The sequence below is a fragment of the Kineosporia sp. A_224 genome (genome assembly GCF_002198655.1).
GTDB lineage: Bacteria > Actinomycetota > Actinomycetes > Actinomycetales > Kineosporiaceae > R-H-3.
The window spans coordinates 30,085-54,474 of the sequence record NZ_MWLN01000214.1 but is presented as its reverse complement, the minus strand read 5'-3'; the positions used below and the strand labels follow the sequence as shown (position 1 = coordinate 54,474).

22 protein-coding genes are annotated in these 24,390 nt (G+C 73.5%); 11 read left to right on the top strand and 11 right to left on the bottom strand.

Annotated features, from left to right (window positions below; translation table 11 throughout):
- Positions 1–112: 112 nt before the first annotated feature.
- From EDJALFJO_RS27105 to EDJALFJO_RS27100, 3 genes are all read left to right on the top strand, one after another.
- Positions 113–823 (top strand): response regulator transcription factor, encoded by a 711-nt coding sequence (locus EDJALFJO_RS27105; protein WP_088289441.1) that lies wholly within the window; start codon positions 113–115, stop codon positions 821–823.
- 128 nt (positions 824–951) lie between these two features.
- Complete coding sequence (locus EDJALFJO_RS36035) at positions 952–1,083, top strand: hypothetical protein (protein ID WP_255392591.1); 132 nt, start codon at positions 952–954, stop codon at positions 1,081–1,083.
- 63 nt (positions 1,084–1,146) lie between these two features.
- The gene (locus tag EDJALFJO_RS27100) at positions 1,147–1,731 is read left to right on the top strand and encodes an NUDIX hydrolase (RefSeq protein ID WP_198950688.1); all 585 of its coding nucleotides are present in this window, start codon (positions 1,147–1,149) and stop codon (positions 1,729–1,731) included.
- Between the two features lie 193 nt (positions 1,732–1,924).
- Here the strand turns inward: EDJALFJO_RS27100 and EDJALFJO_RS27095 are convergent, their stop codons facing one another.
- The 3 genes from EDJALFJO_RS27095 to EDJALFJO_RS27085 form a co-directional block, all read right to left on the bottom strand.
- Positions 1,925–3,283, bottom strand: a complete 1,359-nt coding sequence (locus EDJALFJO_RS27095; RefSeq protein ID WP_088289440.1) for a hypothetical protein — start codon at positions 3,281–3,283, stop codon at positions 1,925–1,927.
- A 90-nt stretch (positions 3,284–3,373) separates the two neighbouring features.
- Positions 3,374–3,964 (bottom strand): TetR/AcrR family transcriptional regulator, encoded by a 591-nt coding sequence (locus EDJALFJO_RS27090; RefSeq protein WP_088289439.1) that lies wholly within the window; start codon positions 3,962–3,964, stop codon positions 3,374–3,376.
- 1 nt (position 3,965) lies between these two features.
- Positions 3,966–4,640, bottom strand: coding sequence for a hypothetical protein (locus EDJALFJO_RS27085; protein WP_088289438.1), 675 nt, complete (start codon positions 4,638–4,640; stop codon positions 3,966–3,968).
- A 230-nt stretch (positions 4,641–4,870) separates the two neighbouring features.
- On the opposite strand from EDJALFJO_RS27085, the gene EDJALFJO_RS27080 reads away from it, so the two are divergent.
- Entirely contained in the window at positions 4,871–5,806 is a 936-nt protein-coding gene (locus EDJALFJO_RS27080) for a 3-keto-5-aminohexanoate cleavage protein (protein WP_088289437.1), read from the top strand.
- A 12-nt stretch (positions 5,807–5,818) separates the two neighbouring features.
- On the opposite strand, the gene EDJALFJO_RS27075 is transcribed toward EDJALFJO_RS27080, so the two are convergent.
- The gene (locus EDJALFJO_RS27075) at positions 5,819–6,283 is read right to left on the bottom strand and encodes a VOC family protein (protein ID WP_088289436.1); all 465 of its coding nucleotides are present in this window, start codon (positions 6,281–6,283) and stop codon (positions 5,819–5,821) included.
- Positions 6,284–6,528: 245 nt separating this feature from the next.
- On the opposite strand from EDJALFJO_RS27075, the gene EDJALFJO_RS27070 reads away from it, so the two are divergent.
- Positions 6,529–6,891, top strand: coding sequence for a hypothetical protein (locus EDJALFJO_RS27070; protein ID WP_088289435.1), 363 nt, complete (start codon positions 6,529–6,531; stop codon positions 6,889–6,891).
- Positions 6,892–6,895: 4 nt separating this feature from the next.
- On the opposite strand, the gene EDJALFJO_RS27065 is transcribed toward EDJALFJO_RS27070, so the two are convergent.
- Together EDJALFJO_RS27065 and EDJALFJO_RS27060 are read right to left on the bottom strand one after the other, a co-directional pair.
- Complete coding sequence (locus EDJALFJO_RS27065; protein ID WP_088289434.1) at positions 6,896–8,053, bottom strand: acyl-CoA dehydrogenase family protein; 1,158 nt, start codon at positions 8,051–8,053, stop codon at positions 6,896–6,898.
- Positions 8,054–8,076: 23 nt separating this feature from the next.
- Positions 8,077–9,231 carry an acyl-CoA dehydrogenase family protein gene (locus EDJALFJO_RS27060; RefSeq protein ID WP_088289433.1) on the bottom strand — a complete coding sequence of 385 codons (1,155 nt, stop codon included), beginning with the start codon at positions 9,229–9,231 and terminating at the stop codon, positions 8,077–8,079.
- Positions 9,232–9,401: 170 nt separating this feature from the next.
- On the opposite strand from EDJALFJO_RS27060, the gene EDJALFJO_RS27055 reads away from it, so the two are divergent.
- A complete protein-coding gene (locus EDJALFJO_RS27055) occupies positions 9,402–10,244 on the top strand; it encodes a DUF2785 domain-containing protein (protein ID WP_088289432.1) in 843 nt (280 codons plus the stop codon).
- Between the two features lie 28 nt (positions 10,245–10,272).
- Here EDJALFJO_RS27055 and dinB read toward each other — a convergent pair whose 3' ends face one another.
- A complete protein-coding gene (dinB, locus tag EDJALFJO_RS27050; RefSeq protein ID WP_233150060.1) occupies positions 10,273–11,553 on the bottom strand; it encodes a DNA polymerase IV in 1,281 nt (426 codons plus the stop codon).
- A 154-nt stretch (positions 11,554–11,707) separates the two neighbouring features.
- On the opposite strand from dinB, the gene EDJALFJO_RS27045 reads away from it, so the two are divergent.
- Positions 11,708–12,361, top strand: coding sequence for a hypothetical protein (locus EDJALFJO_RS27045; RefSeq protein ID WP_088289431.1), 654 nt, complete (start codon positions 11,708–11,710; stop codon positions 12,359–12,361).
- On the opposite strand, the gene EDJALFJO_RS27040 is transcribed toward EDJALFJO_RS27045, so the two are convergent.
- A complete protein-coding gene (locus EDJALFJO_RS27040) occupies positions 12,321–14,900 on the bottom strand; it encodes a helix-turn-helix domain-containing protein (protein WP_158220583.1) in 2,580 nt (859 codons plus the stop codon). The genes EDJALFJO_RS27045 and EDJALFJO_RS27040 overlap by 41 nt on opposite strands.
- Positions 14,901–14,915: 15 nt before the next feature.
- Complete coding sequence (locus EDJALFJO_RS27035) at positions 14,916–16,730, bottom strand: hypothetical protein (RefSeq protein ID WP_143448809.1); 1,815 nt, start codon at positions 16,728–16,730, stop codon at positions 14,916–14,918.
- Between the two features lie 440 nt (positions 16,731–17,170).
- On the opposite strand from EDJALFJO_RS27035, the gene mdo reads away from it, so the two are divergent.
- From mdo to mftM, 4 genes are all read left to right on the top strand, one after another.
- The gene (mdo, locus tag EDJALFJO_RS27030) at positions 17,171–18,463 is read left to right on the top strand and encodes an NDMA-dependent methanol dehydrogenase (protein WP_088289428.1); all 1,293 of its coding nucleotides are present in this window, start codon (positions 17,171–17,173) and stop codon (positions 18,461–18,463) included.
- Between the two features lie 108 nt (positions 18,464–18,571).
- Positions 18,572–19,894, top strand: a complete 1,323-nt coding sequence (locus EDJALFJO_RS27025) for a MoxR family ATPase (protein ID WP_088289427.1) — start codon at positions 18,572–18,574, stop codon at positions 19,892–19,894.
- 3 nt (positions 19,895–19,897) lie between these two features.
- Complete coding sequence (locus tag EDJALFJO_RS27020; protein ID WP_088289426.1) at positions 19,898–21,412, top strand: VWA domain-containing protein; 1,515 nt, start codon at positions 19,898–19,900, stop codon at positions 21,410–21,412.
- On the top strand, positions 21,409–22,365 hold the full coding sequence (gene mftM, locus EDJALFJO_RS27015) for a mycofactocin oligosaccharide methyltransferase MftM (protein WP_088289425.1): 957 nt from the start codon (positions 21,409–21,411) through the stop codon (positions 22,363–22,365). Before EDJALFJO_RS27020 ends, mftM begins: the two co-directional genes overlap by 4 nt.
- A 27-nt stretch (positions 22,366–22,392) precedes the next feature.
- Here mftM and EDJALFJO_RS27010 read toward each other — a convergent pair whose 3' ends face one another.
- Both EDJALFJO_RS27010 and EDJALFJO_RS27005 read right to left on the bottom strand, forming a co-directional pair.
- On the bottom strand, positions 22,393–23,061 hold the full coding sequence (locus EDJALFJO_RS27010) for a response regulator transcription factor (protein ID WP_088289424.1): 669 nt from the start codon (positions 23,059–23,061) through the stop codon (positions 22,393–22,395).
- Positions 23,058–24,380 carry a sensor histidine kinase gene (locus EDJALFJO_RS27005; RefSeq protein WP_088289423.1) on the bottom strand — a complete coding sequence of 441 codons (1,323 nt, stop codon included), beginning with the start codon at positions 24,378–24,380 and terminating at the stop codon, positions 23,058–23,060. The genes EDJALFJO_RS27010 and EDJALFJO_RS27005 overlap by 4 nt, the downstream gene beginning before the upstream one ends.
- Positions 24,381–24,390 lie beyond the last annotated feature (10 nt).

The window sequence follows — 24,390 nt, the reverse complement described above, 5'->3', positions numbered from 1 at the left end:
TCATCATCCAGGTCCGTCCGCGCCGGGTCCATCGTGCTGCCACCACCGTGCCCCGCCGCCGTGCTGCCGCCGGTCTCCCGGCGTGTCGCCGCGGGCCCCTAGGATCACGCCCGTGACAGGGACGCGCGTGGTCGTGGCCGACGACAGCGCCGTCGTCCGCGCCGGTGTCGAGGCGCTGCTCGGCCTCACCCCGGAGGTCGAGGTCGTGGGTACGGCGTCGTCCCTCGAAGGGCTGCTCGGCGTCGTCGACCGGGTGTTCGCCGAACCCGGCGGGGCGGATGTCGTCGTCACGGACATCCGGATGCCGCCGGGGGTCAGCGACGAGGGCATCGCGGCGGCCGAGCGGCTGCGCGGCAGCCACCCGTGGGTCGGGGTCGTCGTCCTGTCGCAGTTCGCCGACCCGGCGTACCTGGCGCGGCTCATGGCCGCCGGGCCGCAGGGGCGCGGGTACCTCCTCAAGGACCACGTGAGCGACCCCGGCGAGCTCCTGACCGCGGTGCAGGCCGTGGCGTCCGGCGGCTCCTACGTCGACGACGAGGTCGCTGGCCTGCTCGTGCGGCGCCGGGCCGAGCAGCCGGACGACGCACCCGCCGGGGCCGGCCCGTCGCCGATCACGACGCTCACCCAGCGGGAGGTCGAGGTGCTGCGGGCGGTGGCCACCGGGCGGTCGAACGTCGCCATCGCGCAGGCGCTCTTCGTCACCCACCGGGCCGTCGAGAAGCACATCAACTCGATCTTCGCCAAGCTCGGGCTCTACGACGACCGGGACGTGAACCGGCGCGTGAGCGCCGTCCTCGCCTACCTGCAGGCCGGCGGCAGCTGACCTGCCGCGGCCGTGATCCACCGGGAGGAAGGTCCCGCCGACGGTCCCTGATCGCTGCCTAGCCTCGGAGAGCGCGCTCGCGACGGGCGTGCCCCCGCTCATGCAGCCTCGTCCATCAGGAGACCGACATGACCGCGACGACGACCCGGCGCAAGCCCTCCTTCGCGAAGCCCTACCTGCTCATGAGCGCCGGGACCCTCGCGTTCCTCGCCTTCATCGGGACGCTCGGCTACACGCTGACGATGCTCGCCCAGAGCTGACCGGCCCTGCCCGCAACGGGTTGCGCCGGATCGGCTGTCGGAGCCCGCGGCTAGCGTCGCGCCGTGCCCCTGGCCTCTGCCGCGACCGTCGCCGCCCTCGTCGAGCGGATCCCGCTGCTGGACGCCGTCTCGGCCGAGCACCACGCCAGGGCACTGGACTGGCTGGCCTCGACGGACGACGTGTTCCGGCGGGAGCCACCCGCGACGCCCGCGCCGCATCTCGTCGGCTACGTCGCGGTCGTCGACCCGGCGTCGCGGCGGCTCCTGCTCGTCGACCACCGCCGCTCGGGCCTGTGGCTCCCCGCAGGTGGTCACGTCGAGCCCGGTGAGGACCCGGCCGGCACGGTGCGGCGCGAGGCCCGTGAGGAGCTCGGGCTGGAGGCCGACCTCCTGCTGCCCGGCCCGGTGCTGCTCACCTGGACGCCGACGACGGGGCCGGACAGCCACGTCGACGTGAGCCTCTGGTACGTGCTGCGGGCGGACGCCGCGACGTCGTTGACGTGGGACCGGCGGGAGCTGCGCGGTGTCCGGTGGTGGGCACCGCACGAGGTGGCGGCCGCGCCGGCGGGCGTGACGGAGCCACATCTGGGGTGGTTCGTCCGCGCGCTCGGGATGACGGGAGCCCTGGCTCGCGAGGCCGGGACATGACGAGGGCGGGCCGGCGCCCCCGCGCCCGACCCGCCCTCGACACGTGCGGCCCCCGCGGCGTCCGCCGCCGAGCCGTCGGCACCGGATCGCCCCACCCGGTGCCCCGCTGCAGATCCTTCCGCTGATCCGGGCCTGCGTCAGTGGTGCTGCCACCACTTCCTGCGCCCGGCGGGACGGCGGCAGCACCCGTGGGTCACGACGGGCACGGCGTCGTCGTGCTGGGGATGCAGGTCGTGTCCGGGTGGTTCACACCGGGGGCGAAGGTGACGTTGCCGCCGAACTTGTCGAAGTCCGGCACGGCGCTGAGGTCGACGCCCCAGACCATGTCGTTGTTCGGGTCGACGAGGATCGTCCCCGGGTTGAGCCGCGAGTAGAGCGGCCAGGACGGCGTCGAGTCGCTGTCGAGGACAGGCGTCTCGCCCTTGTGCGTGTAGCCGCCGAACCTGACCTCGAGCGCCCGGGACTGCTCGGGGGTGGCGACGACGACCTGGCCGGGGACGTACTGCGGCGACGGGTCGATCTCCGTTCCCGTCATCTCGCAGGGGCTCGGGCTGCAGGTCTTCTTGACGACCTTGCCGTCCTTGTCGGTGACCGTCGTCGAGCTCGACTCGGTGGTGATCGTGCCCTCGCCGTTCTGCTCGGTGGTCGTCTTCTTCGTCGTCTCGGTCTTGGTCCCGTCGGCGGCGACGACCGTCGTCGTCTCGGTCTTCGTCGTGGAGACCACCTTGCCGTTGGGGTCCTTCTTCTCCGTCGTCGTGATCGTCAACGATGCGGCGCTGCCGTCCGAGTGGGACGTGCCGGCGGAGTCCGTCTCGGTGCTCGTCGAGCCTCCGCCCGGCTCCTTCGTCGTGGTCTGGACGTGGATCGTCGTGCTCATCGAGCCGTCGGGGTCGATGTACGGAGGGTCGAGGTGCATCGAGCCGGACTTGCCTCCCCGCACCCAGACCGCGTCGGCGGAGCCGTCCGCGTGCCCGGTCGAGTACGAGTAGACGATCCCGATCGTCGACAGCTCGACGCCGCCGACGTAGACCGGCACGGAGCCTCCGCTCGTCTTCGCCCCGCCCAGGTCGAGGACGGCGCGCAGGCCGTTGCTCGTGTCGAGCCCGTCGAGCCGGTCGTTCGTCAGCCCGAGCCGGGTCATGGCGTCCTTGCGCTCCGGGCCGATCCCGGTGATCTTCCCGTCGAGCGCCGAGCCGTCCGGTGCGGTCTCCGGCAGGACGACGACCTCGCGCAGGCCGAAGCCCTCCGGCCGGACCTCGCCGCGCACCCACACGTCGATCATCTGGAGCACCGAGGGGTGGCTCGCGGGGTCCTTCGGGTCGTACCCGGTCGACGTCTCGTCGGCGTCGGACCAGCCGTCGCCGTCGGAGTCGAGGCCGGAGGCGTCGAGGATGCAGACGCCGGGCTCGCACACGAGGATCGGGCGCAGCGGCGGGTCGGCGGCGTGGGCCGGTGAGGCACCTGCCGTGGTCGTGAGGCCCACCGCGACGAGGGCCGCCGTGAGGACCGAGGACGCCCGCCGGGCCGTCGTACGTCGGTTCGCTGTCGTCATGCGCAGATCGTCCGACGACGCGGTCGCCGGGCGCAGTCGTGGTGGCACCAGTGGTGCCAGCACCACCGACCGGCCCCGCGCGGGAGCAGGTCAGTGCGCAGGCGGCCGGTGCCCCGCCGTCCGGGAGCCGAACGCGACGTCGAGCGCGTCGACGAGCCGGGAGAACGTCTCGTCGACCGACGCGGGCAGGCCGAACCCGCCGCCCGCCTCGAGCGTGACGAACCCATGCAGGCATGCACGGATCTCGCGGACGGCGTGGACGCCCTCCTCGCCGTCGCCGATGCCGTAGTCCGCGAGCACCGCGAGCAGTTCGCCGACGGTGGCCGCGCCGACGGCGGCGTGGTCCGCGTCGCCCGGTGCCGGTGCGCGGACCGAGGCGGCGGCGCGTCCCGGGTGCGCGGCGGCGTACTCCCGGTAGGCGGTGCAGACCGCGTGCAGCGCGTCCCGGCCGTGCAGCCCGGCGCGGGCGCCACGCAGGATCGAGGCGAGCTCGCCGACCGCGAGGACCGCCACGTCGCGGCGCAGGGCGTCGAGCCCGGGGACGTGCTTGTAGAGCGCGGGCTGGGAGACCCCGATCCGCTTCGCCACGGCGGACAGCGACAGCGTCTCGAAGCCGGTCTCGTCGACGAGGTCGGCGGCGACCGCGGCGACCCGGCTGCGGGTCAGCCCGACGCGGGGCACGTCAGCGGCCGTCGCCGAGCCGGCGGGCGGCCGCGAGACCGGACCCCGTCACCCAGACCAGGAGCAGCGGCAGCGAGACGTACGCGGCGGCGGCAAGGGTGGTCACGAGCAGAAGGTAGCCGACGCCCGACACGGCGACCGAGACGGCGAGCAGGGTGGCGACCGGGGTGAGCCACGTGGGCAGCACGCCGAGCCGACCGAGCCTCAGCCCGAGCAGCGCCATCCCGGCGAGGACGAACATCTTGACGCCGTCCGCGCGGTTGACGGTCTCGAAGAGCAGGACCGCCGCGCCGTCCGCGCCGCGCGGCACGGCGACGAGCGCGAGCGCCAGGCCGAGCGTGCCCTGGAACGCGCTGATGCCCCCGGCGGCGATCGCCGTCCTCCGTAGGAGGCGGGCCGTCGCGACGAGCCGCTCGTCGGCCCGTGCGGTGCCGACCCGCGCCGCGTACGCGGCGACGGCGCCGACGGTGACCGCGAGGACGACGGCCGGCACGAGCTCGGTGAGGACGTACTGCAGGGCCGTGGCGCCTGCGTGCGGCCGGATCGCCGCGACGACCTCGGCGCCGGTCGACGTGACGTCCGTCCCCGCCGGGGCCACGAGCAGCCCGGCGATCCAGGTGGCGGTGAAAGCGATGCCGCCGACGAGGGCGGTGCTGCGCAGGGTGCTGGTGCTCATGACGGCTCCCGAGACATAGGTTAGAGGCTCTAACTAAAAGTTAGAACCTCTAACCGTTCTCGTCAAGCAGCTGTGCAGCGGGAGTTGCCCAGAAGGTCGTCGGACGGCGGCGGCTGCCCCGGTGGGCGGCGAGGCGCGGCGCGACGACGAACCTTGTCCTCGAAGGACCTGTCGCCGAGGGGCCGGTCCGCGCGACGGTCTTCTGACCGATCCCACGTCTGGAGCACACCGTGAAGCGAGCGAAGAAGACGATCATCTCCTGTGCCCTGACCGGCTCGGTGCACACGCCGTCCATGTCGCCGGGGCTGCCGGTGACCGCCGAGGAGATGGTCGAGCAGGGCACCGCCGCGGTCGAGGCGGGCGCCGCGATCCTCCACCTGCACGCGCGCGACCCACAGGACGGCCGGCCCTCGCCCGACCCGGAGGTCTACCGGCCCTTCGTCTCCGCGCTCGCGCACGGCACGGACGCCGTCATCAACATCACGACCGGCGGCGCGATCACCATGACCGTCGAGCAGCGGCTCGCCGCCGCCCTGGAGTTCGAGCCCGAGGTCGCCTCGCTGAACATGGGGTCGATCAACTTCAACTTCGCGGCCGCCGCGGCGAAGGACCGGGAGTGGCTCCACGAGTGGGAGAAGCCCTACGTGCTCGGCAGCCGCGGCAGCATCTTCGCCAACTCGTTCACCCAGATCGAGACGACCCTGCAGTTGCTCGGCAAGGAGCGCGGCACCCGCTTCGAGTTCGAGTGCTACGACGTCGGGCACCTCTACAACCTCGCGCACGTCGTCGACCTCGGCCTCGCCGAGCCGCCGTTCTTCGTGCAGACGATCTTCGGCATCCTCGGCGGGATCGGCGCCGACCTCGACAATCTCACGCACATGGTGTCGATCGCCGACAAGCTCTTCGGCGAGGACTACTACCTCTCGGCGTTCGGCGCCGGCCGGGCCCAGATGACGTTCGCGACGGCGTCCGCGCTCATGGGCGGCAACGTCCGGGTCGGCCTCGAGGACAACCTCTACCTCGGCCGCGGCGAGCTCGCGAAGAACAACGCCGAGCAGGTCGCGAAGGTCGCCCGGCTGCTCGGCGAGCTCGGTCACGACATCGCGACGCCCGACGAGGCGCGGGCGATGCTCGCGCTCAAGGGGCGGGACTCGGTCAAGGTCTGACCGGTCCGCCGGTCAGAGCTGCAGCGGCTTGATCTCCGTGGCCATGAGCGCCGGGTCGTCCCAGTCGACGCCCGGGACGTCGATGTAGAGCTCGATCTCGTTGCCGTCGGGGTCGGCGATGTAGAGGCTGTGCGTCATGCCGTGGTCGCTCGCGCCGAGCACTGTCACGTCGTTCGCCCGCAGCGTCGCGAGCGCCTGGCGGAGCTCGTCGTCCGACGTCCCGACCTTGAGCCCGAAGTGGTACATCCCGACCCGGCGGCCCTGCGGGAGCGCGGCGGCGTCCGGGCCGACCTCGATGAGCAGCAGCTCGTGGTGCGTGCGCCCGCCGGGGGCGTTGAAGGCCGCGACGGGCATCGGGTTCGGCCCCAGGGTGCCGTCGAGGATGGGGCGCCAGCCCAGGACGTCCCGGTAGAAGTGCGCCGAGGTCGCGAGGCTGCGCACGTAGAGGACCAGATGTCCGAGCTCCTTGACCTGCACGGGTCCTCCTGCCGCCGTGCCGCCCCCGTCGGGCGGCCTCCGATGCTCCGGCCGACCCTACGGAGGATTTATTTCAATGGTCAAGTAAATGGGGTCGAGATGTGCCCTGGTGGCGCCCGACCATGATCCGGGATCGTCGACCGGATCCCGGGCGGCCACCCGGAATCCGGTCGGCCACCGCAGATCACACCACTGCCTGTGGACGGCGGCAGGCCGGTGTCGGTGGGACCGTCTAGCCTGACGGCGTGAGCAAGGTCGATGCGCAGCGCGCGATGAGAGAAGCCCGGTTCGCCGAGTACAGGTCGAAGCTGGCCGCCGAGCGGACGGCGGCAGGTGGTGCACCTGCTGCCACGGCGACCAGGGCCGCGTCGCCGGCGGCGGTCGAGGGCGGCGCATCGGTGACCGAGAAGCCGAAGCGGGCGCGGTCGTCCAAGCCGCGGACCGTGGCGGAAGAGGCTGCCGACGCGGCGGCCGAGGCCGCGGGCGGGCCCGGTGCTGCTGACGACGACGCCGAGACGGCCGAGGCGCTGTGCGGGCACCGCAACATGAGCGGCAAGTCGTGCACCCGTCCGTCAGGCCACTCGGAGAAGAACCACCGCTACAGCTGAGCGGTCACACGGCCAGCGGGTCGACGACGTCGTACTCGCCGACATGGTCCGCGAGCACCCGCAGGTGCGCCGTCCGGCCGCCGAGGAGCTGGTCGATCGCGGTGAGCCTGGTCGTGTAGTGCCCGACGGCGTACTCGGCGGTCATGCCGATGCCCCCGTGCAGCTGGATCGCCTCCTGGCCGATGTGCCGCCCGGCGGCGCTCGTCTGGACGACGGCTCGGGTCGCCGCCACGACGGCGGCGTCCGGGTCGCCGTCCGCGAGCACGAGCGTCGCCCACAGCGCCATGCTGCGGGCGAGCTCGAGCGAGACGTACATGTCGGCCGCGCGGAAGGTCAGCGCCTGGAACGTCTTGAGCGGGACGCCGAACTGCTTGCGGGTCCGCAGGTACTCCGTCGTGAGGTCGAGGGCCGTCGCCATCGCGCCGACCGCCTCGTGGCAGAGCGCCACCTGGGCGTGCGCGGTGACGAGCGCGAGCACGTCCGAGGCGTCCGACCCGGCGGCACCGAGCGGGGTCGCCGGCGTCGAGGCGAAGGTGACCCTGGCCGCCCGGGTGCCGTCGTACGTCGGGTAGTCGACCCGGTCGAGCCCGGCGGCGTCGGTCGCCACGACGAAGAGCCCGGTGCGGTCCGTGCCGCCCGCGTCGACGCGGGCGGAGACGACGAGCAGGCCGGCCTGTGCTCCGTGGAGCACCGGCTCCTTGACGCCGTCGAGCAGCCAGCCGTCACCGTCCTGCATCGCCGTCACGCTCCGCGGCGGGGCGACGGCGGCGGCCCCGGGCTCGAAGTGCGCGAACGCCGCGACCGTCGTGCCGTCGACGACGCCCGGCAGCAGCTGCTCCTTCTGCGCGGCGCTCCCTGCGGCGGCGACCAGCCCGCCGGCGAGGACGACCGCCTCGGCGAAGGGCTCGGGCGCGAGGACCCGCCCGAGCTGCTCGGCGACCAGGGCGACCTCGACCGGGCCGGCGCCCATGCCGCCGTCCGCCTCGGCGAACGGGAGCCCGAGCACGCCCATCTCGGCGAGCCGGCCCCACATCCCCTCGTCCCAGCCCGGTGCCTTGGCGGTCGAGGCGCGGCGGCCGTCGATCGACGCGTACGTGCTCGCCAGGAGGCGGCGCACCGCGTCGCGCAGGGCCGTCTGCTCGTCGTCCAGCTCGAAGTCCATGGTCGTCAGCCCTTCTGAGCCGGTCAGAGCCCGAGGATGGTGCCGGCGATGATCTGCCGCTGCACCTCGTTGGAGCCGCCGTAGATGGAGGCCTTGCGGTAGTTGAGGTAGCGCGGCGTGGCCACCCGGGCCCACTGCGGCACCGCCGAGCCGTCGTCCGCGCCCGAGGCGACGCCGCCGGGGCCGGCGAGGTCGACGAGCAGCTCGGTGACGGCCTGCTGGAGCTGGGTGCCGCGCAGCTTGAGCACGGACGACGCCGGGTGCGGCTTGCCGTCCGCCGAGTTCGCGACGACGCGCAGCGCCGTGAGCTCGAGCGCGAGGAGCTCCGTCTCGAGCTCGGCGAACCGGGCGGCGACGAACGGGTCGTCGAGGCGGTCCTTCGCGAGCTGCTTGGCCCGGGCGAGCACGCTCTTCGTCGAGCCGACCGGCGCGACGCCGACCCGCTCGTTGCCGAGGAGGAACTTCGCGTAGGTCCAGCCCTTGTTCTCCTCGCCGACGAGGTTGCCGACCGGGACGCGGACGTCCTCGAAGAAGACCTCGTTGACCTCCTGGCCGCCGTCGATGAGCTTGATCGGCCGCACCGTGAGCCCGGGCGAGGTCATGTCGATGAGCAGGAACGAGATGCCCATCTGCTTCTTCGGGGCGTCCGGGTCGGTGCGGACGAGCGTGAAGATCCAGTCGCCGTACTGGCCCAGGGTCGTCCACGTCTTCTGGCCGTTGACCACGTAGTGGTCGCCGTCCCGGACGGCCGCCGTCCGCAGCGAGGCGAGGTCGGAGCCGGCGTCCGGCTCGGAGAAGCCCTGCGACCACCAGATGTCGATGTTGGCCGTCGCCGGCAGGAACCGCTCCTTCTGCTCCTGGCTGCCGAACGTCGCGATGACCGGGCCCACCATCGAGGTGTTGAACGCGAGCGGCGCAGGCACGTTCGCGAGCTGCATCTCCTCGTGCCAGATGTGCTTCTGGAGCGAGGTCCAGCCACGGCCGCCCCACTCGGCCGGCCACGCCGGGACGGCGAGCCCCGCAGCGTTGAGGATCCGCTGCGTCTCGACGATGTCGTCCTTGCTCAGCTCGCGGCGCTCGGCGACGACGGACCGGATCCGTTCGGGCACCTGCGTCGTGAAGAACGCGCGCATCTCCTCGCGGAACGCCGCGTCGGCCTCGGACAGGCGCAGTCTCATCGTCGAGCTCCCTCGCCGGTGGGGGATCCGGCGTACGTCGCCGGTTACTGAAGAGTAGCCAACGGCTCTGTGGGTGGCGAGCCGTGCTCGGGGGTCGTGCCCTGCGAGCCGTCACACGGATTCCGCCGACCTGGTTGCCTCTGCGCCGCCGGAGGGGCAAGGTCGATGCCGTGATCGTCGACTGGGGGCAGATCGTCGACGCGGGGTGCCCCGTCCCGCCGGGCGTCCCGCTGGAGGACCTCCTCGCCGACCTCGAGGAGATGCTCGCGAGCCCTGTGATGGCGGTCAGGGACGGCACGGCCTACCCGGTCCTCGCCGCCTGGGTCGAGCGCGGCGTGCTCGACACGGAGCTCGAGGAGCTCGGGAACCGGCTGGCGGCACGGCTGGGCGACCCGCGACCGCAGGCGCGGTCCTTTGCGGTGCTGGCCCTGGCCGAGATCGTGGGGCGGGTGGCCGTCACCGCGGGGCCGCTCGTGCCGACGGGGGTCGTCCGGGCGTGGCTCACCGCGACGATCGCCTGGTACGTCTCCGAGGGCGACCTGCGGGCCTGGGACGACGACTGCGGCTGGCTGCACGCGCCGGCCCACGGGGCGGACGCCCTCGGCGTCTTCGCGCTCTCGCCACGGCTGACGGCGGCCGACGTCGGGCGGATCGCGAAGGCCTTGTTCGACCGGCTGCTGGACCCGGCCACGCCGCTGTTCGCGGACGGCGAGGACGCCCGGATCGCCCAGGCCTTCTACGGCCTGTGCTGTCGCGACGACGTCGACCGGGACGCGGTCGACGGCTGGTTCGCGCTCGTGGAGTCGCGGGTCACGGCGGGGGCCCGTGGGTCCGCCCGGACGCCGCCGTGGTTGTCGAACACGGTGCGCGCGCTGCAGATGCTGTACGTCCTCGTCGACAGCCAGGCGGCGGTCACCCTCGTGGGGACCCCGGTCGTCTGCGGCTCGGCGGTGGCCGTCCGCGCGGCCGTCCTGCGCGCGCTCGCGCCGTGGTGGCCACCGTTGCGGCCCTGAGGGAGCCCTGGCGGCCGTCGGCCCTGTTCTAGAGATCGTGCTCGGCGAGCTCACGGAACTCGTCGGGGACGCCGGCCCCGCGGGCCAGCTCGACCGGGGCGTAGCCGACGGCGTGCCGGCCGAACTTCTCCCGGACGGCGTCCACGGTGCGGTCGACGACCCAGCGCGCCGAACCGGTCGGCGACCCGGGCCGGTGCGGGTCCTCCGGCTGGAAGGGCAGTTCGAGCTGGACGACGCCCTGGTGCTCGAGGTTGGAGACGGAGATCCCGAGCAGGGTGATCTCCGGCGTCGGGCCGGTCTCGTCGCCGATCGCCTGCCAGGCGAGCCGCTCGGCGACCTCGGTGAGCGAGAGGGTCGAGGAGATCGCGGCGCCGAGCGTCGTCGACCGGGTCACCGCGCGCATCCCGGTGTAGCGGACCCGGACGGTGATCGTGCGGCCGGCGCGCTCCTTGGCGCGCAGCCGGGTCGCGACCCGGTCGGCGAGGTGGGTGAGGACCCGGCGGACGAGCTCGGCCTCGGGCATCCGGCGGCCGAGGGCGGACTGGGCGCCGACCGAGCGCGCCCGGGCCGACGTGACGATCCGGCGCGGGTCCTCGTTGTGGGCGAGCGCGCTCAGCTTGGCGCCGACGGCGTCGCCGAGCAGCCGCTCGAGGGCGGACGACGGCGTCGCGGCGAGGTCGCCGATGGTGCGGATGCCGCGCTCGGCGAGCCGCTGCTGCGCGACCGGGCCGACGCCCCACATGAGCGCGACCGGAAGGGGGGCGAGGAACTCGTGCTCGTCGTCCGGCTCGACGACGACGAGCCCGTCCGGCTTGGCGACCTGGGAGGCGACCTTCGCGAGGTGCTTCGTGCGCGCGGCGCCGACCGAGATCGGCAGCCCGACCTCGGTGCGGACCCGCTGCCGCAGGGCCTGCGCGATGGCCGTCGGCGGCCCGAAGAGGTGCGTCGCCCCCGAGACGTCGAGGAACGCCTCGTCGATGGAGATCCGCTCGACGGCCGGGGTGAAGTCGTGCAGCACCGTCATGACGTCGTCCGCGAGCCGCTGGTACTCGCGGAAGTGGCCGCCGACGAACCGGATCGCCGGGCACAGCCGGCGGGCACGCCACCCGGGCATGCCGCCGTGAACGCCGAAGGCCTTCGCCTCGTAGGACGCCGCGAGCACGACCCCGCCGTCCGCGCTGCCGCCGACGGCGATCGGCCGGCCGCGCAGGGCCGGGTCGAGGAGCTGCTCGACGGAGGCGTAGAAGGCGTCGAGGTCGGCGTGCAGGATCGTCGGCCCGGCCCTCGGCTGCTTCTGTGTCACGCGCACGACAGCATGCTATTCGAACAAATGTTCGAACGTCATTGATGACTGGCCTCGGGGCGCCGAACGGTCGGGCTGCCGCTTCGGTCGGGAGTTCCGCCGGGGTTTCGCCCGGTTCTGCCTGGTCGCCCCGACGGTGCGTTTCCTAGCGTGCCGGGCCATGGTCACTTACCCAGGTCCGCGCCCGACGCCGCGTCCGACGGCGTCCGGTCGGAAGTTCGCCGTCCTGCTCTGTCTGCTGCTCCTGGCCCCGGGCGTCGCCGCCTGTTCGGCGGGCTCGGACCTGGCCGCTGCGGGCGCCGGTTCTGCCGCGGAGCCGGACGGCGGCGCCGGGGGTGACACCGTGGCTGGGGACGCCGGGCAGACCGATCCTGCCGGACAGACCGACCAGCAGGCGGCCGGCTCCGTCTGCGACCGGCTCGATGCCGCGACCGTGGGGCAGGTCGTCGGGCTGACGCCGCGAGGTTCCGAGGCGACGGAGGACGTGTACCCTCCGCGGCTGCTCGGCTCCCCGGAGGGCATCGTCTCCTTCGCCGGGTGCGAGTACGAGTTCGAGCACCCGGACGTGCCGGAGGGACTCAGCGTCGACGTCTACTACGCCGACGGCGGCCACGAGGAGTTCGAGAAGATCCGGACCACCTCGGTGCGACCGCCGAAGCCGCTCGCCGGGCTGGGGGACGAGGCTTTCGTCGCGCAGTCGTTGCAGACCTTCGTCTACGTCCGCAAGGGAAGCCGCATCGTGGTGTGCAGCTACCTGGTGCAGCACGAGGACGTCATGGTCGAGCTCGCCCGCCAGGTGGTCTCGACGCTGTGACCGAGCCGGCCGGCCCCGCCGCAGGTGCGGATGTGGCTGCGTGCAGCCACATCCGCTGGGCCTGCGGGACCGGAACGCCTGCTTCGGCCCGCGCCGCCGTAGCCTCCTGTCGCAGCCGTTCGGCGGCGGCGGGGCGGGACGGCGCCAGTACCACGGCCAGCCGCTCCAACGTCCGGGCCCGCTCCGGGACGCCGGAGACGTTCTCGAGGGCCTGCAGGTAGAGCGTCTCGGCGGCGGTCGGGTCCTGGCGTTGCACCGCGAGATCGGCCAACCGCGCCAGGGCCATCCCGATCACCGGCCGGTGCCCCACCTCCGTGGCCGCAGCCAGGGCCTGCTCGGCGGCGGTCGCGGCGAGTGCGCTCTCGCCCAGGCCGAGCCTGGCCTCGCTGAGCAGGGCCAGCATGTACGCCGTGCTGCGCCGGTTCGGGGACCGTGGCTGCAGTGCCATCGCCTCGACCAGCCCTGCGGCCGCCTCGGCGAACCGAGCCTGGTCCAGGGCGAGCGCGGCGAGGTTGCCGAGCGCCACCGTCTGCCCGGCGGCATCCCCCAGCCGCCGCTTGGCGGCGAGGCTGTCCAGGTAGAGGGTGCGAGCCGTCTCGGCATCGCCCCGGTCCTGGGCGAGGGTGCCGAGGTTGTTCCGGGCGACGCTCGCCTTCCCTTCGGCCCCGCCCGCCTCGGCGACCCGTACGGCGTCCGAGAAGGCCTGCCACGCGGCGTCAGCGTGTCCGAGCTCCCGGTGTGCCGCACCGGCGAGGATCCGGGCGTCGCAGAGCCCGACGACGTCTCCGGTGGTCTCGAACACGGCTGCCGCCCGGAGCGCCAGCGCGAGGGCGGCCGCATAGTCCCGGTCCTCGTTCGCGGCCACCCCGGTTCCGTGCCAGGCCACGGCCGCGGCGGACTCCACCGGGGTCGCCGCGGCCAGCAGCGGCAGCGTCTCCCGGGCCTCGTGGAACTGCCCTCGCCCGAGCAGGTAGCGGGTGAGCGCCCGGACAGTGCCCGGGTCCAGCTCCGCCGGGAGGCTCACGGCGGCGGTCAGCGCGGCTGACCGGACGTTCTCGAACTCCGTCTCGAGCTCGCTGTCGGACGCGTCCCGGTCGCGCAGCAGGTCGAGGAACACCCGGCAGTGGGCCGCGGCGACCGAGGAAGACCGGTGCGACCTGGCCAGCCGGTCGGCGGCCACCTGACGGACGGCCTCCAGCAGCACCAGCCGCGGGTGCCCGTGACGGTCCGTGCGGACAGAGACAAGGTTCGCTCCGGCCAGCGCGGCGGCGGCGGCCTCGACCGGGGCTGCGAAGCCGGCCCCGGCCGCCACCTGGGCGAGGTGCTGCGGGTTCGCGCCGCCGGCGAAGGCGCCGAGGATCTCCAGCAGCCGCGCCTCGTCGGAACCGAGCCGGCGGGCGCTCCACTCGACGGTGGCCGCGAGCGAACGGTGCCGGTCCGGGACGTCGACGGCAGGGTTCTGCCAGCGCGGGGCACCGTCGACCTCACCCACCGGCCGGCCCAGCGCGCTCCGGAGCTGGCCGACGATCTGGGCCGGGCCGCTCAGCCGCAGCTGGGCTGCGGCCAGTTCCAGCGCCAGCGGCAGGCCGTCCAGCAGGCGGCACAGCTCCGCGACATCGGCCGCGTTGGCGACCGTCACCTCGAACCCGGTCCGGACCGCGGCCGCCCGTTCCACGAGCAGAGCCACCGACGGCAGCCGTCTCAGTTCGGTCAAGGCCGGCCCCGGCTCGTGGACGTAGCCCAGCGCCGGGGCGGGGACCGCCAGGGGGCCGAGGTCCCGGACATGTTCGGCCGACAGTTGCAGCGGCACCCGGCTGGTGACGAGCACCTTGAGGCGGGGGCACCGGGACAGCAGGAGCGCGACGTCGCCCGCCGCAGGCAGCACGTGCTCGAAGTTGTCGACGACGAGCAGCCAGGCGCGGTCCCCGATGATGTCGGCCACCGAGTCCAGGGTCCGGGTGAGGCCGCGCGGGAGCGACACCCCGGCCGCGACCGCCGCGGCGACCTGGCCGGGCTCGGTCACGGCTGCAAGGTCGACGAAGTCCGTCGTCTCGAAACGCGGGGCGGCCCGGCGCCCGGCCTCCAGCGCCAGCCGGGTCTTCCCCACCCCGCCCGGGCCGGTCACGGTCACCATCCGCGGCTGGGGGCCGGTCAGCAGCCGGGTCAGGTCGGCGAGCTCGTCGTCACGGCCGATCGTCGCCGTGCTCGGCACGGGCAACCGGCAGACACCTGCACGGACCTGACGCTGCGGCCGCGACTGCCGTGCCGCTGCGGCGAACTCGCGTGCCTCCTCGGCGTCCAGGTCCAGGCCCTGCGCCAGCGCACGAACCGTCCCGCCTTGCGGCCGCTGCGTGGTCCCCCGTTCCATGTCGCCGATCGCCCGCACACTGACCCCGGAGCACTCGGCCAGCTGCTCCTGGGACAGGTGGGCGCGCAGTCGGTGGGCGATCAGCACCGCCGCGAAGCGCCCGCCGTCGTCGGCCGAGCCATACATATCGGACAGTATGCCAGCGGATGCAGGCGATGTGTCCCACGTCACTGCGGGATGCATGCATCAGGACGAGCGTCGGAAGGACCAGGTTCCGGTCACGCCGTCGGCACCGTCCGCGATCAGGGTCAGGGTGGATGCCGTGCACTTGAAGCTGTGCGCGGAGCCCAGCGGGCGGCCGTCGAGATGGACCCCGGATCCGAACGAGCGGGCGAGCCGGCCGAGTGGCTCGTGGTCGAAGACGGTGTCCTCGAACGGGCTGGTGATCTTCACTGTGACCCTCACCCGATCGAGGTCCACCACACCGACCCCGATCGTGCCGGTGCTGTCGTTCTCGGGCGGAAGCTTCAGCCGGTACCGGGCGGTGCCGTCGTACTGCAGCGTGCCGGCCAGGCCTTGCCGGGCACGGAAAGTCACCGGCTGCATCGGGTCGAAGCTCGCCGCGGCCGTCCCGTCGGCCTCGATCCGGAGCACCGCACCGGCGCCGCCTGTCTCGCTGACCCCGCCGACCAGGGCCAGTCTCGACCCGGTCATCGTCCAGGTACCTGGCAGGCACTGCGGCGGCTGGGCGCAGTGGTCGGCAAGCGTGGACACCGTGACGGTGACGGTGCTCCGGGCCAGGCCGCCGGTGATCGCCAGGTCGGCCGGTCCGGCCGCCACCCCCGGCAGCCGGACCCCGGCGGCCGGGCTCCCTTCCGGGCAGGTGCAGCCGGCAGCCGCGGTGCAGACCGGCGCGGTCAGCAGGTCCGGTACCGGGTGGTCGCCGTCCGCGCTGCCCAGCAGCCCTTCGGGCTTTCCGGTCGCGGTCAGGAGCAGGACGGCGTCCGCAGGCAGGACCAGTGAGACGACATCCACTCCGGCGGCCGGGGTCTTGGCCACGACCGTGTCGCCTGCAGCGAGTTGACGTGCTGTGCCCTGACTCGGTCGCGCCGGGGGGATGCCGTACCCGGTGATGTCCCAGGCCGCGCCCTGTCGTCGCCCGTGAAGGGTGCCCGGGGCCCAGCCGCGCAGGAATGCCGCCCGTGCGCTGGAGGCCCGCCAGGCGGCGGCGTTGCCGCCGGCGCCGAATCCCCGGAGCATCGGGTCGATCCGGGACCAGACATCCGCTCCCGAGCCGGCGAGCTGGGCGTAGAAGCCGATCGCGTCGTAGCTGCGGCCGAACAGCGAGCGCCGGTCCGGTTCCAGGTACTGGTACCACTTCTCGGTGGCCTTGGCGTCGCCGCCGCGCAGCGCCACCTGGACCCACATCGGGATCCCCTCCTGCAGCCAGGGCGCCAGGTTCTCCGCCGCAGGCCCGAGCAGGTCCAGCACGTAGCAGTGCATCGCCTCGTGTACCAGGAACGCCGAACGGTCGGCGTCGCTGAAGGTGGTGTCGAACGCGTGCGGATTGACGTGGATGGTGCAGCCCGTGGGACGTGTGCCATCGGCCGTGCCGGTGCCCCGGCAGGGGTAGGTGTACATGACGGTGAGGGACCCGTCGGGGTGGTTCTCGCGTTGCGCGCGGTTCATCGTCAGGTGCACCGGGATCCGCAGTGATCGGCCCAGCCGACCTGCGATGTCGGAGACCGCCGCATCCAGGGTCGGGCGCAGACGTCCGGCATCCGGGCTGTCGGCGGTGCTGCACGGCAGGTCCGGATCGGCCGCTCCGGCCGCGACGAAGGCTGCCGGAGCGATGTGCCGGTCGAGCAGAGCGCCGCGCACCGCGCCCTGCTGCGCATCATCCAGCTCTCGCCAGTGCGCGAGCGTCCACCAGACCGCGGCCGTGCCGGAGGCACGCACTCCAGGTGCGTCGGTCACGGTCGGTGCGCCCGGCACCGGCCCGATCGCCGTCGAGAACGCTGCCAGGGCGGTGGCCCGGTCGACCGTCCCGTCCGGCTTCACCTGCCGCAGCAGACGGTCGTACCCGGGGTCCGCCGCCGGGCTCGGCGCCGGACCCCGTGAGGGTGCAGGGGTCGGCGGCCCCGCGCACGCGGTGCCGAGCAGGACGACGGCGGCGGTCAGGGCCACCAGTCGGAGTGTGCGCACGAGAGTCCCCGAGATCGTTGGCTTCCAGGTCGGGCGGAGCCTATGCAGGGCCCCGGTGCGACTCCATGCGTAACCGGCAGAACCTCCGGCAGATCCTGCTACGGAACCTGGTCCGACCGTCGGGGCGGGGCGGTGCCACTGGCCGTTCCGCCCTCGGTGCCTGCCCGTTCGGGCAGGTCCGCCCGGGCCCTAGGGCGGGTCCGGGGCCAGTGTTCGCCGTCACACCTTCTGCCGCCGTCCGTGACCGGCTTACGGTCCAGGCCACCCCAGCGAACCCCAGCAGGAGGAGGCCGACCATGCAGGTCGAAGAGCTGCTCAAGCCGTTCCCCATCAAGGAGTTCCACCCGTTCCCCCGGGCGATGCTCGGGCCCGGCGCGCACGAGCTCATCGGGCCGGAGGCGCTCAAGCTGGGCTTCCGGCGGACGCTCATCATGACGAGCGGGCTGCGCGGCACCGACATCGTCCACAAGATCTCGGAGTCGATGAAGTACCACGGGCTCGAGGTCGTCATCTACGACAAGGTCGAGTCGAACCCCAAGGACTACAACGTCATGGACGCCGTGGCGCTGTACCAGGAGAACAAGTGCGACTCGTTCGTGTCGATCGGCGGCGGCTCGTCGCACGACGCGTGCAAGGGCGCCCGGATCTCGGTCGCGCACGACGGCCGCAACGTCAACGAGTTCGAGGGCTTCAACAAGAGCGAGAACCCGAAGAACCCGCCGCACATCGCGGTCTCGACGACGGCCGGCACCGGCTCGGAGACGTCGTGGGCGTACGTCATCACGGACACGACGACGGACCCCGACAACCCGCACAAGTACGTCGCCTTCGACGACGCGTCCGTGGCGACGCTCGCGATCGACGACCCGGTGCTCTACTTCGACTGCCCGATCGACTACACGGCGCAGTGCGGTTTCGACGTGCTCGCGCACGCCAGCGAGCCGTACGTCTCGCGGCTGAACTTCCAGCCGTCGCTCGGCAACGCGCTCCACGCGATCAAGCTCACCGCGGAGAACCTGCGGGCCGCGGTGTGGAACGGCCAGGACCTCGCCGGCCGTGAGGGGATGATGTACGCCCAGTACATCGCCGCCCAGGCGTTCAACTCCGGCGGCCTCGGGATCATCCACTCGATCTCGCACGCCGTGAGCGCGTTCTACGACACCCACCACGGGCTGAACAACGCCATCGCGCTGCCCCGGGTGTGGGCGTTCAACATGCCCGTCGCCTACAAGCGCTTCGCCGACATCGGCCGCGCGATGGGCCTCGACACCCACGGCATGACCGACGTCCAGGCGGCCGAGGCCGCGCTCGCGGCGGCGATCCGGCTGCTGCGCGACGTGGGCATCCCGGAGCGCTTCGTCGACGTGACCCAGAGCTCGTACTCGAAGAACCGGCTCGGCGCCGGCCCGACGAAGTTCTACGAGAACGCCTCGGTCATCACCGGCGACGACAAGGACGTGGACCGGATCACCAACCACGTCCTCGGCGACGCCTGCACCCCGGGCAACGCCAAGGAGTGCACGTTCGAGACGGTCCGCCCCGTCGTCGAGCACTGCATGACCGGCGACCTCGACGACCTGCTGTCCTGACCCGCCCCGCCCCTCGCCGCAGTTACTAGCCGGTCAGACCCATCTATCGGGTCAGACCGGCTAGTAACTCGGTGGGGTGGCGGTCTTCGACTCTGTCTGAGGAGTGACATGGCTTCCGAGGTCTCCCGCCCCGCCACCGGGCACGACGGGCCCGCCGCCCGGGCTGCCGGTGACCAGTCGTTCGGGGCCGGCGAGTTCGCCGACGTCGAGGACGTCGTCACCCGGTTCGCCGAGGTCGGGTACCTCGCGGACCGGCGGCTCGCGACGACGGTGTTCCTGCAGTCCCGGCTCGGCCGGCCGGTGCTCCTCGAGGGGCCGGCCGGCGTCGGCAAGACCCAGCTCGCCGCGACGCTCGCCGCGGTCACCGGACGGCGGCTGCTGCGGCTGCAGTGCTACGAGGGCCAGGACGAGACGAAGGCCCTCTACGAGTGGGACTACGGCAAGCAGCTGCTCTACACCCAGCTCCTGCGGGACAAGATCTCCGAGGTCGTCGCGGACACGACGACGATCGGCGAGGCGGTCGCGCGGATCGGCGAGCAGGACAGCGCGTTCTTCTCCGAGACCTTCCTCGCGGCCCGGCCGCTGCTCGAGGCGGTGCGCTCGCCCGAGCCCGTCGTCCTGCTCGTCGACGAGATCGACCGGGCGGACGAGGCGCTCGAGGCCGTCCTCCTCGAGCTGCTCGCGGAGTTCCAGGTGTCGGTGCCCGAGCTCGGCACCTTCCGCGCCGTCCACCAGCCGTACGTCATCCTCACGTCGAACACGACGCGGGACCTGTCCGCGGCGCTCAAGCGGCGCTGCCTCCACCTGTACCTCGACTACCCGAGCCCGGAGCGCGAGCTGGAGATCGTCCGCTCCAAGGACACCGGGCTGCCGGACGCGCTCGCCCGCAGGCTCGTGGACGTCGTCCGCTCGCTGCGCGGGCTCGACCTGCGCAAGGCGCCGAGCATCTCCGAGACCGTCGACTGGGCGCGCACCCTCGCCGTCCTCGGCGTCGAGGAGCTCACCGCAGCGGTGCTGTCGGACACGGCGAACGTCGTCCTCAAGTACCAGCGGGACCTGCAGCGGGCGCTCGACACCCTGCCCGCGTTCAGCGACCCGAACGCGGTCGTCCCGTCGTCCCTCGACGCGCACGCCCACGGGCACGGCCACGCGCACGGGCCCGGGCACTCGCACGGGCCCGGCGAGCCGCACCACGACCACGGCCCGGGCACGCATGCGCATGCCGAGGACGGCGACGTCGACGGCCGCGCGGTGCGCGCCGCGAAGGACCGGCCCGGCCGGCACGACGAGGCGTACTACGGCAGCCCGACGGCGGGGGAGCAGGCCGTCGCCCGCCGCACGGTCGGCCCCGGGCAGGGCGGCCGGTCGTTCGCGGCGGCCCTGGGACGCAAGGGTTCCGGCTCCGGCAAGGCCCCGGGCACGGGGCGCTGACGCGTGGAGGGTGCCGTCCACCGGTTCGTCCGGCTCCTGCGGCTCGTCGGGGTGCGGATCTCGGTCTCGGAGACCCTCGACGCGGTGCGGGTCGCGGCCGTCCCCGGCGTGCTCGCGGACCGCGACGTCCTGCGCGACGCCCTCGCCGTGACCCTCGTCAAGGACCGCCGCGACCAGCCCGCCTTCGACCGCGTCTTCGACGCGTTCTTCCGGCTGCGGCCGGTGCTGCCCCCCGCGCCGGAGGGCCACGGCCACACGCACGACGACCTGGACGACGGCGGCGAGACCGAGGCGATGACCCTCTCCGAGGAGCCGTCGAAGACGCCGCAGCAGGGCCACTCGCACGGCAAGCCCGCCGACATCCGGGACTACTTCGACGAGCAGGACCTCGCCGAGCAGTACAACCTCCACCAGGAGGCCAACAAGATCGACCTTGCCGCGCTCACCGACGAGATCGTCCTGTCGACGGACCGCACGAGCGTGCTCGGCGAGGCGGCCCGGGTCGAGCTGACCGTCTCGCGGCTGCACGGCGCCGGCGCCCCCGGCGACCTCGTCCGTTCGGACCGGCCGGCGCTCGACGTCATGCTCTCCGTCGCGCAGGAGCTCGCGCTGCTCGACTGGCTCGCGGGCGAGGTCGGGTCGGACGGCGACCTCGACCCCGAGGACCTGGCCCGGCTGCGGCGCCGGATCGGCGGGCTGCTCGTCGGTCTGCCGGAGCGGCTCAAGGACCACCTCGAGAAGCTCCTCGCCCTCGACCGCGAGGTCGAGTCGCAGGGCCTGACGCCGGCGCCCGTGCACGACCCGCTCGACGAGGAGCAGCGCGCCGACCTCGAGGAGTCGCTGCGCCGCCTCGTCCGGACGATGCACGGCGCACCGCGCGCCCGGCGCCGGGTCAGCGCCGCGGGCCGGGTCGACGGCAGCCGGACGATGCGGCAGAGCATGCGGTACGACGGGATCCCGTTCCGGCCGGTCACGGTGTCGCGCCCGCACGACCGCCCGCGGCTCGTCGTCCTCGTCGACGTCTCGCTCTCGGTGCGGGCGACGTCCCGCTTCACGCTGCACGTCGTCCACGGCCTGAGCAGCCTCGTCTCCCAGGTGCGGTCGTGGGCCTTCGTCGCCGACGCCGTCGAGACGACCGACCTGTTCGCCGAGCGGCACCCCGAGGACGCGCTCGGTCTCGTCGTCGCGGGGCTGCCGGCCGGCGGCGTGCTCGACGTGGACGCGGACTCCGACTACGGGAGCGTCTTCGGGGCGTTCGTCGAGGAGAACGGCACGGCACTCACCCGCCGGACGACGCTCGTCGTCCTCGGCGACGGCCGCGGCAACGGGCACGACCCGAACGTCGCGGCGTTCGAGGAGATGACCCGCCGGGTCCGGGAGACGGTCTGGCTCACGCCGGAGCCGTCCTACTCGTGGCGCCTCGGCCGCTGCGACCTGCCGCTGTACGCCGAGCACTGCTCGCGGGTGCAGGTGGTGCGGGACCTGTCCGGCCTCGACCGGCTGGCCCCGGGCGCATGAGCGCGCTGCCGGCCGGTGAGCCGGTGCCCGTCGACCCGTTCCGCCCCGCGCCCGACGGCCGGTACGTCGACGAGGCGGTCGTCGTCGTCCGGCGCCGGCCGATGGCCCTGATCGGCCCGGAGCGTTGGGTCGGCCGGACGACGCACTTCGGGATCGGCCGGCTCGGCGGGCGGCTGCTCGTCGTCCACGGCCTCGGGACGACGTCGGTGTCGGCCGACGTCTCGGCGCTCGTCGCCGACGAGCTCTTCGCGCCCGGCTGGGTCGTCGGCGCGGACGCCTTCGAGAGCATCGTCGCGGGCGTCGTGCTCACCTGTCACGAGGACCCCGGCACGGCGTGGGAGGCGTTCTACCGCAACACGTTGTACCGCCTCGCCGAGCTCACGGACGGCACACGCGCCGGTGCCGGAGCGGCTGGTGCCGGCACCCTCGCGGAGTTCGCGCCGATCTACCTGCGGACCGAGGCGCTCGTCGCGCGGACGGGTGCGCGCAGCCTGCTCGACCTCGGGTCGTGCTTCGGCTTCCTGCCGCTGCGGGTCGCGGACGGCCGGGCCGGTGCGGTCCGGGACGTCCTCGCGTGCGACGTCGCGCCCGGCACCGCCCGGCTGCTCGACGTCATGTCGCGCCGGCTCGGGACGCCGGTGCGCACGATGGCGAGCGACGCGGCCCGGGTGCCGCTGCCGGACCGCGCCGTCGACGTCGTCACGGTGCTGCACCTGCTCGAGCACGTCGACGCCGCCCACGGGGCGAGGATCCTCGACGAGGCGACCCGGCTCGCTCGGCGCCGCGTCGTCGTCGCGGTGCCGATCGAGGACGACGCGGACCCGACGTTCGGGCACGTCCGGACGATCGGCCTCGACGACCTGTGCAGCACGGGGGAGTCGTTGCGCACCAACGGCTGGGCCGCCCGCGTCGACGACCACCACGGCGGCTGGCTGGTCCTCGACCGGTTGTGACGCCGTCCGCCGGTGCCCGGGGTGGGTTCAGATGAGGCCGAGCTTGCTCGCTGCGTAGACCGCCTCCGCGCGGCGGGAGACCTCGAGCTTGCGCATGAGGTTGCCGACGTGGAACTTCACGGTCGTCTCGGAGATGAAGAGCTTGCCGCCGATGGTGCGGTTCGACATGCCCTGGGCGAGCATCCGGAGCACCTCGAGCTCGCGCTCGGTGAGCCGGCGGGCCTCGGCCTCGCCGGCGGCGTTGAGGCTGCGGACCATCGCGGCGGCGCTGCGGGCGTCGAACGCGCTGCCGCCCTGCCGGACGGCGCGGATCGCCCGGACGAGCTCGCTCGTGTCGACGTCCTTGACGACGTATCCCTTGGCGCCGCTCGTGATCGCGTCGAGGACGAGCCGGTCGTCGAGGAGCGTCGTCAGCACGAGGACCGCGACGGCCGGGTGCTCCTTGGTGATCCGGGCGCACAGGTCGAGACCCTCGGTGTCCTGGTTCGGGGAGAGCTTGAGGTCGAGCAGCAGCACGTGCGGCGTCGCGTGCCCGAGGACGGCGATCACCTCGGCCGGCGACGACGCCTCGGCGACGACGCGCAGGTCGTGCTCCCGTTCGAGGACGGCACGCAGGCCCTGGCGGACGATCGCGTGGTCGTCGACGAGCATGAGGTCGGTGCTCGTCGGGGCGCTCAGTGCGGCGGTCTGGGTCATGACGCTGCTCTCCGGACGACGGGCACCTGGACGAGGGTCCGGACGCCGCCGAGGCGGGACCGGCGGACGGCGAAGCTGCCGCCGAGCTCCTCGGCGCGGCTCGCCATGTTGACCAGGCCCCGGTGCCGGCCGTCGACGTCGCCGGCCTCCTCGACCCGCAGCAGGGTGCGCAGCGTCGCCGGGTCGCCGGTGCCGTCGTCGTCCACGGTGAGCCGGATCTGGCTGCCGCCGTAGGAGAGCCGCACGACGCAGCGGTTCGCGCCGCTGTGCGCGGAGACGTTGAACAGCGCCTCGCCGGCGAGCCGGGCCAGGGACTGCTCCGCGGCGACCGGCAGCGCGACCGGCGAGCCCTCGAGCCGCAGGTCGACGGCGAGGCCGGGCCGGGCGTGCAGTGCGCAGGCCTGCTCGAGCAGCCGGGGCAGGACGGGTGCGTCGCCGTCCCCGGTCTGGTTGAGCGAGTAGATCGCCGCCCGGAGCTGGCCGACCGCGTGCTGGGTGAGGTCCCGGGCCTCGGCGAGCCGACGGGCGACGTCCGTCCCCTCCAGCTCCCCGCGGGCGACCTCGACCGCCATCCCCGCCGAGAGCACGTACTGCGTCACGCTGTCGTGGAGCTCGCGGGCGATCCGGTGCCGCTCGACGTCCAGTGCCTCGCGCTCGCGGGCGGCGATGAGCAGCGCCTGCGCGCTCTGCAGCTCCTGGCTGCGGACGGCGAGGTCGCGGGCGTGCTGGTTCGCCTCCTGGGTGAGCTGGTCGGCCCGGGTGCGCAGCGCGACGCTGGAGTTGTAGAGCGAGGCGGTGTGCAGCGCGACGGCCGCCTGGTTGACGAGGATCCGCAGCACCGAGAGGTCGAGCGGCTCGGTGAGCTCGCGGGACGCCGCCCGGCCGGCGACGCCGCCGACCGGGACGCCGTCGATCGACATCGGGACGACGACAAGCCCGGACTCCTCGGCCTCGGCGCGGTCCGGCGGGTCGCCGCGCAGCCGGGCCAGCCACGGCCGGGCCTCCTCGGGCAGCGCCTCGACGGTGTCGACGACCCGGCCCGTCTCGTCGAGCCCGAGGAACCGGGGCCTGGACTCGGGCAGGCAGCCGTCGGCGACGGCGAGCACGACCCAGCGCGCCTGGAGGTGCTCGGCGGCGGCCTGGACGACGGCCGTGAGCAGCGCGCGCGGGCCCTCGACGGTACGGACGAGGGCGACCGAGATGTGGTCGAGCGAGCGGACGGCGGCCTCGAGCCGCTCGGAGCTGCGGCGGAACTCGCGGTAGTAGGAGTTCTTGCCCGAGCGGACGCCGGTGAGCGAGGCGAGGTCCGCGCTGCTCACGGCCGGCTCC

Excerpts from the sequence above, each read along its gene's own strand:
- EDJALFJO_RS36035 (WP_255392591.1), top strand. The coding sequence starts at position 952 with ATGACCGCGACGACGACCCGGCGCAAGCCCTCCTTCGCGAAGCCCTAC.
- EDJALFJO_RS27095 (WP_088289440.1), bottom strand. The coding sequence starts at position 3,283 with ATGACGACAGCGAACCGACGTACGACGGCCCGGCGGGCGTCCTCGGTC.
- EDJALFJO_RS27085 (WP_088289438.1), bottom strand. The coding sequence starts at position 4,640 with ATGAGCACCAGCACCCTGCGCAGCACCGCCCTCGTCGGCGGCATCGCT.
- EDJALFJO_RS27065 (WP_088289434.1), bottom strand. The coding sequence starts at position 8,053 with ATGGACTTCGAGCTGGACGACGAGCAGACGGCCCTGCGCGACGCGGTG.
- EDJALFJO_RS27060 (WP_088289433.1), bottom strand. The coding sequence starts at position 9,231 with ATGAGACTGCGCCTGTCCGAGGCCGACGCGGCGTTCCGCGAGGAGATG.
- EDJALFJO_RS27045 (WP_088289431.1), top strand. The coding sequence starts at position 11,708 with ATGGTCACTTACCCAGGTCCGCGCCCGACGCCGCGTCCGACGGCGTCC.
- mdo (WP_088289428.1), top strand. The coding sequence starts at position 17,171 with ATGCAGGTCGAAGAGCTGCTCAAGCCGTTCCCCATCAAGGAGTTCCAC.
- EDJALFJO_RS27025 (WP_088289427.1), top strand. The coding sequence starts at position 18,572 with ATGGCTTCCGAGGTCTCCCGCCCCGCCACCGGGCACGACGGGCCCGCC.
- mftM (WP_088289425.1), top strand. The coding sequence starts at position 21,409 with ATGAGCGCGCTGCCGGCCGGTGAGCCGGTGCCCGTCGACCCGTTCCGC.
- EDJALFJO_RS27010 (WP_088289424.1), bottom strand. The coding sequence starts at position 23,061 with ATGACCCAGACCGCCGCACTGAGCGCCCCGACGAGCACCGACCTCATG.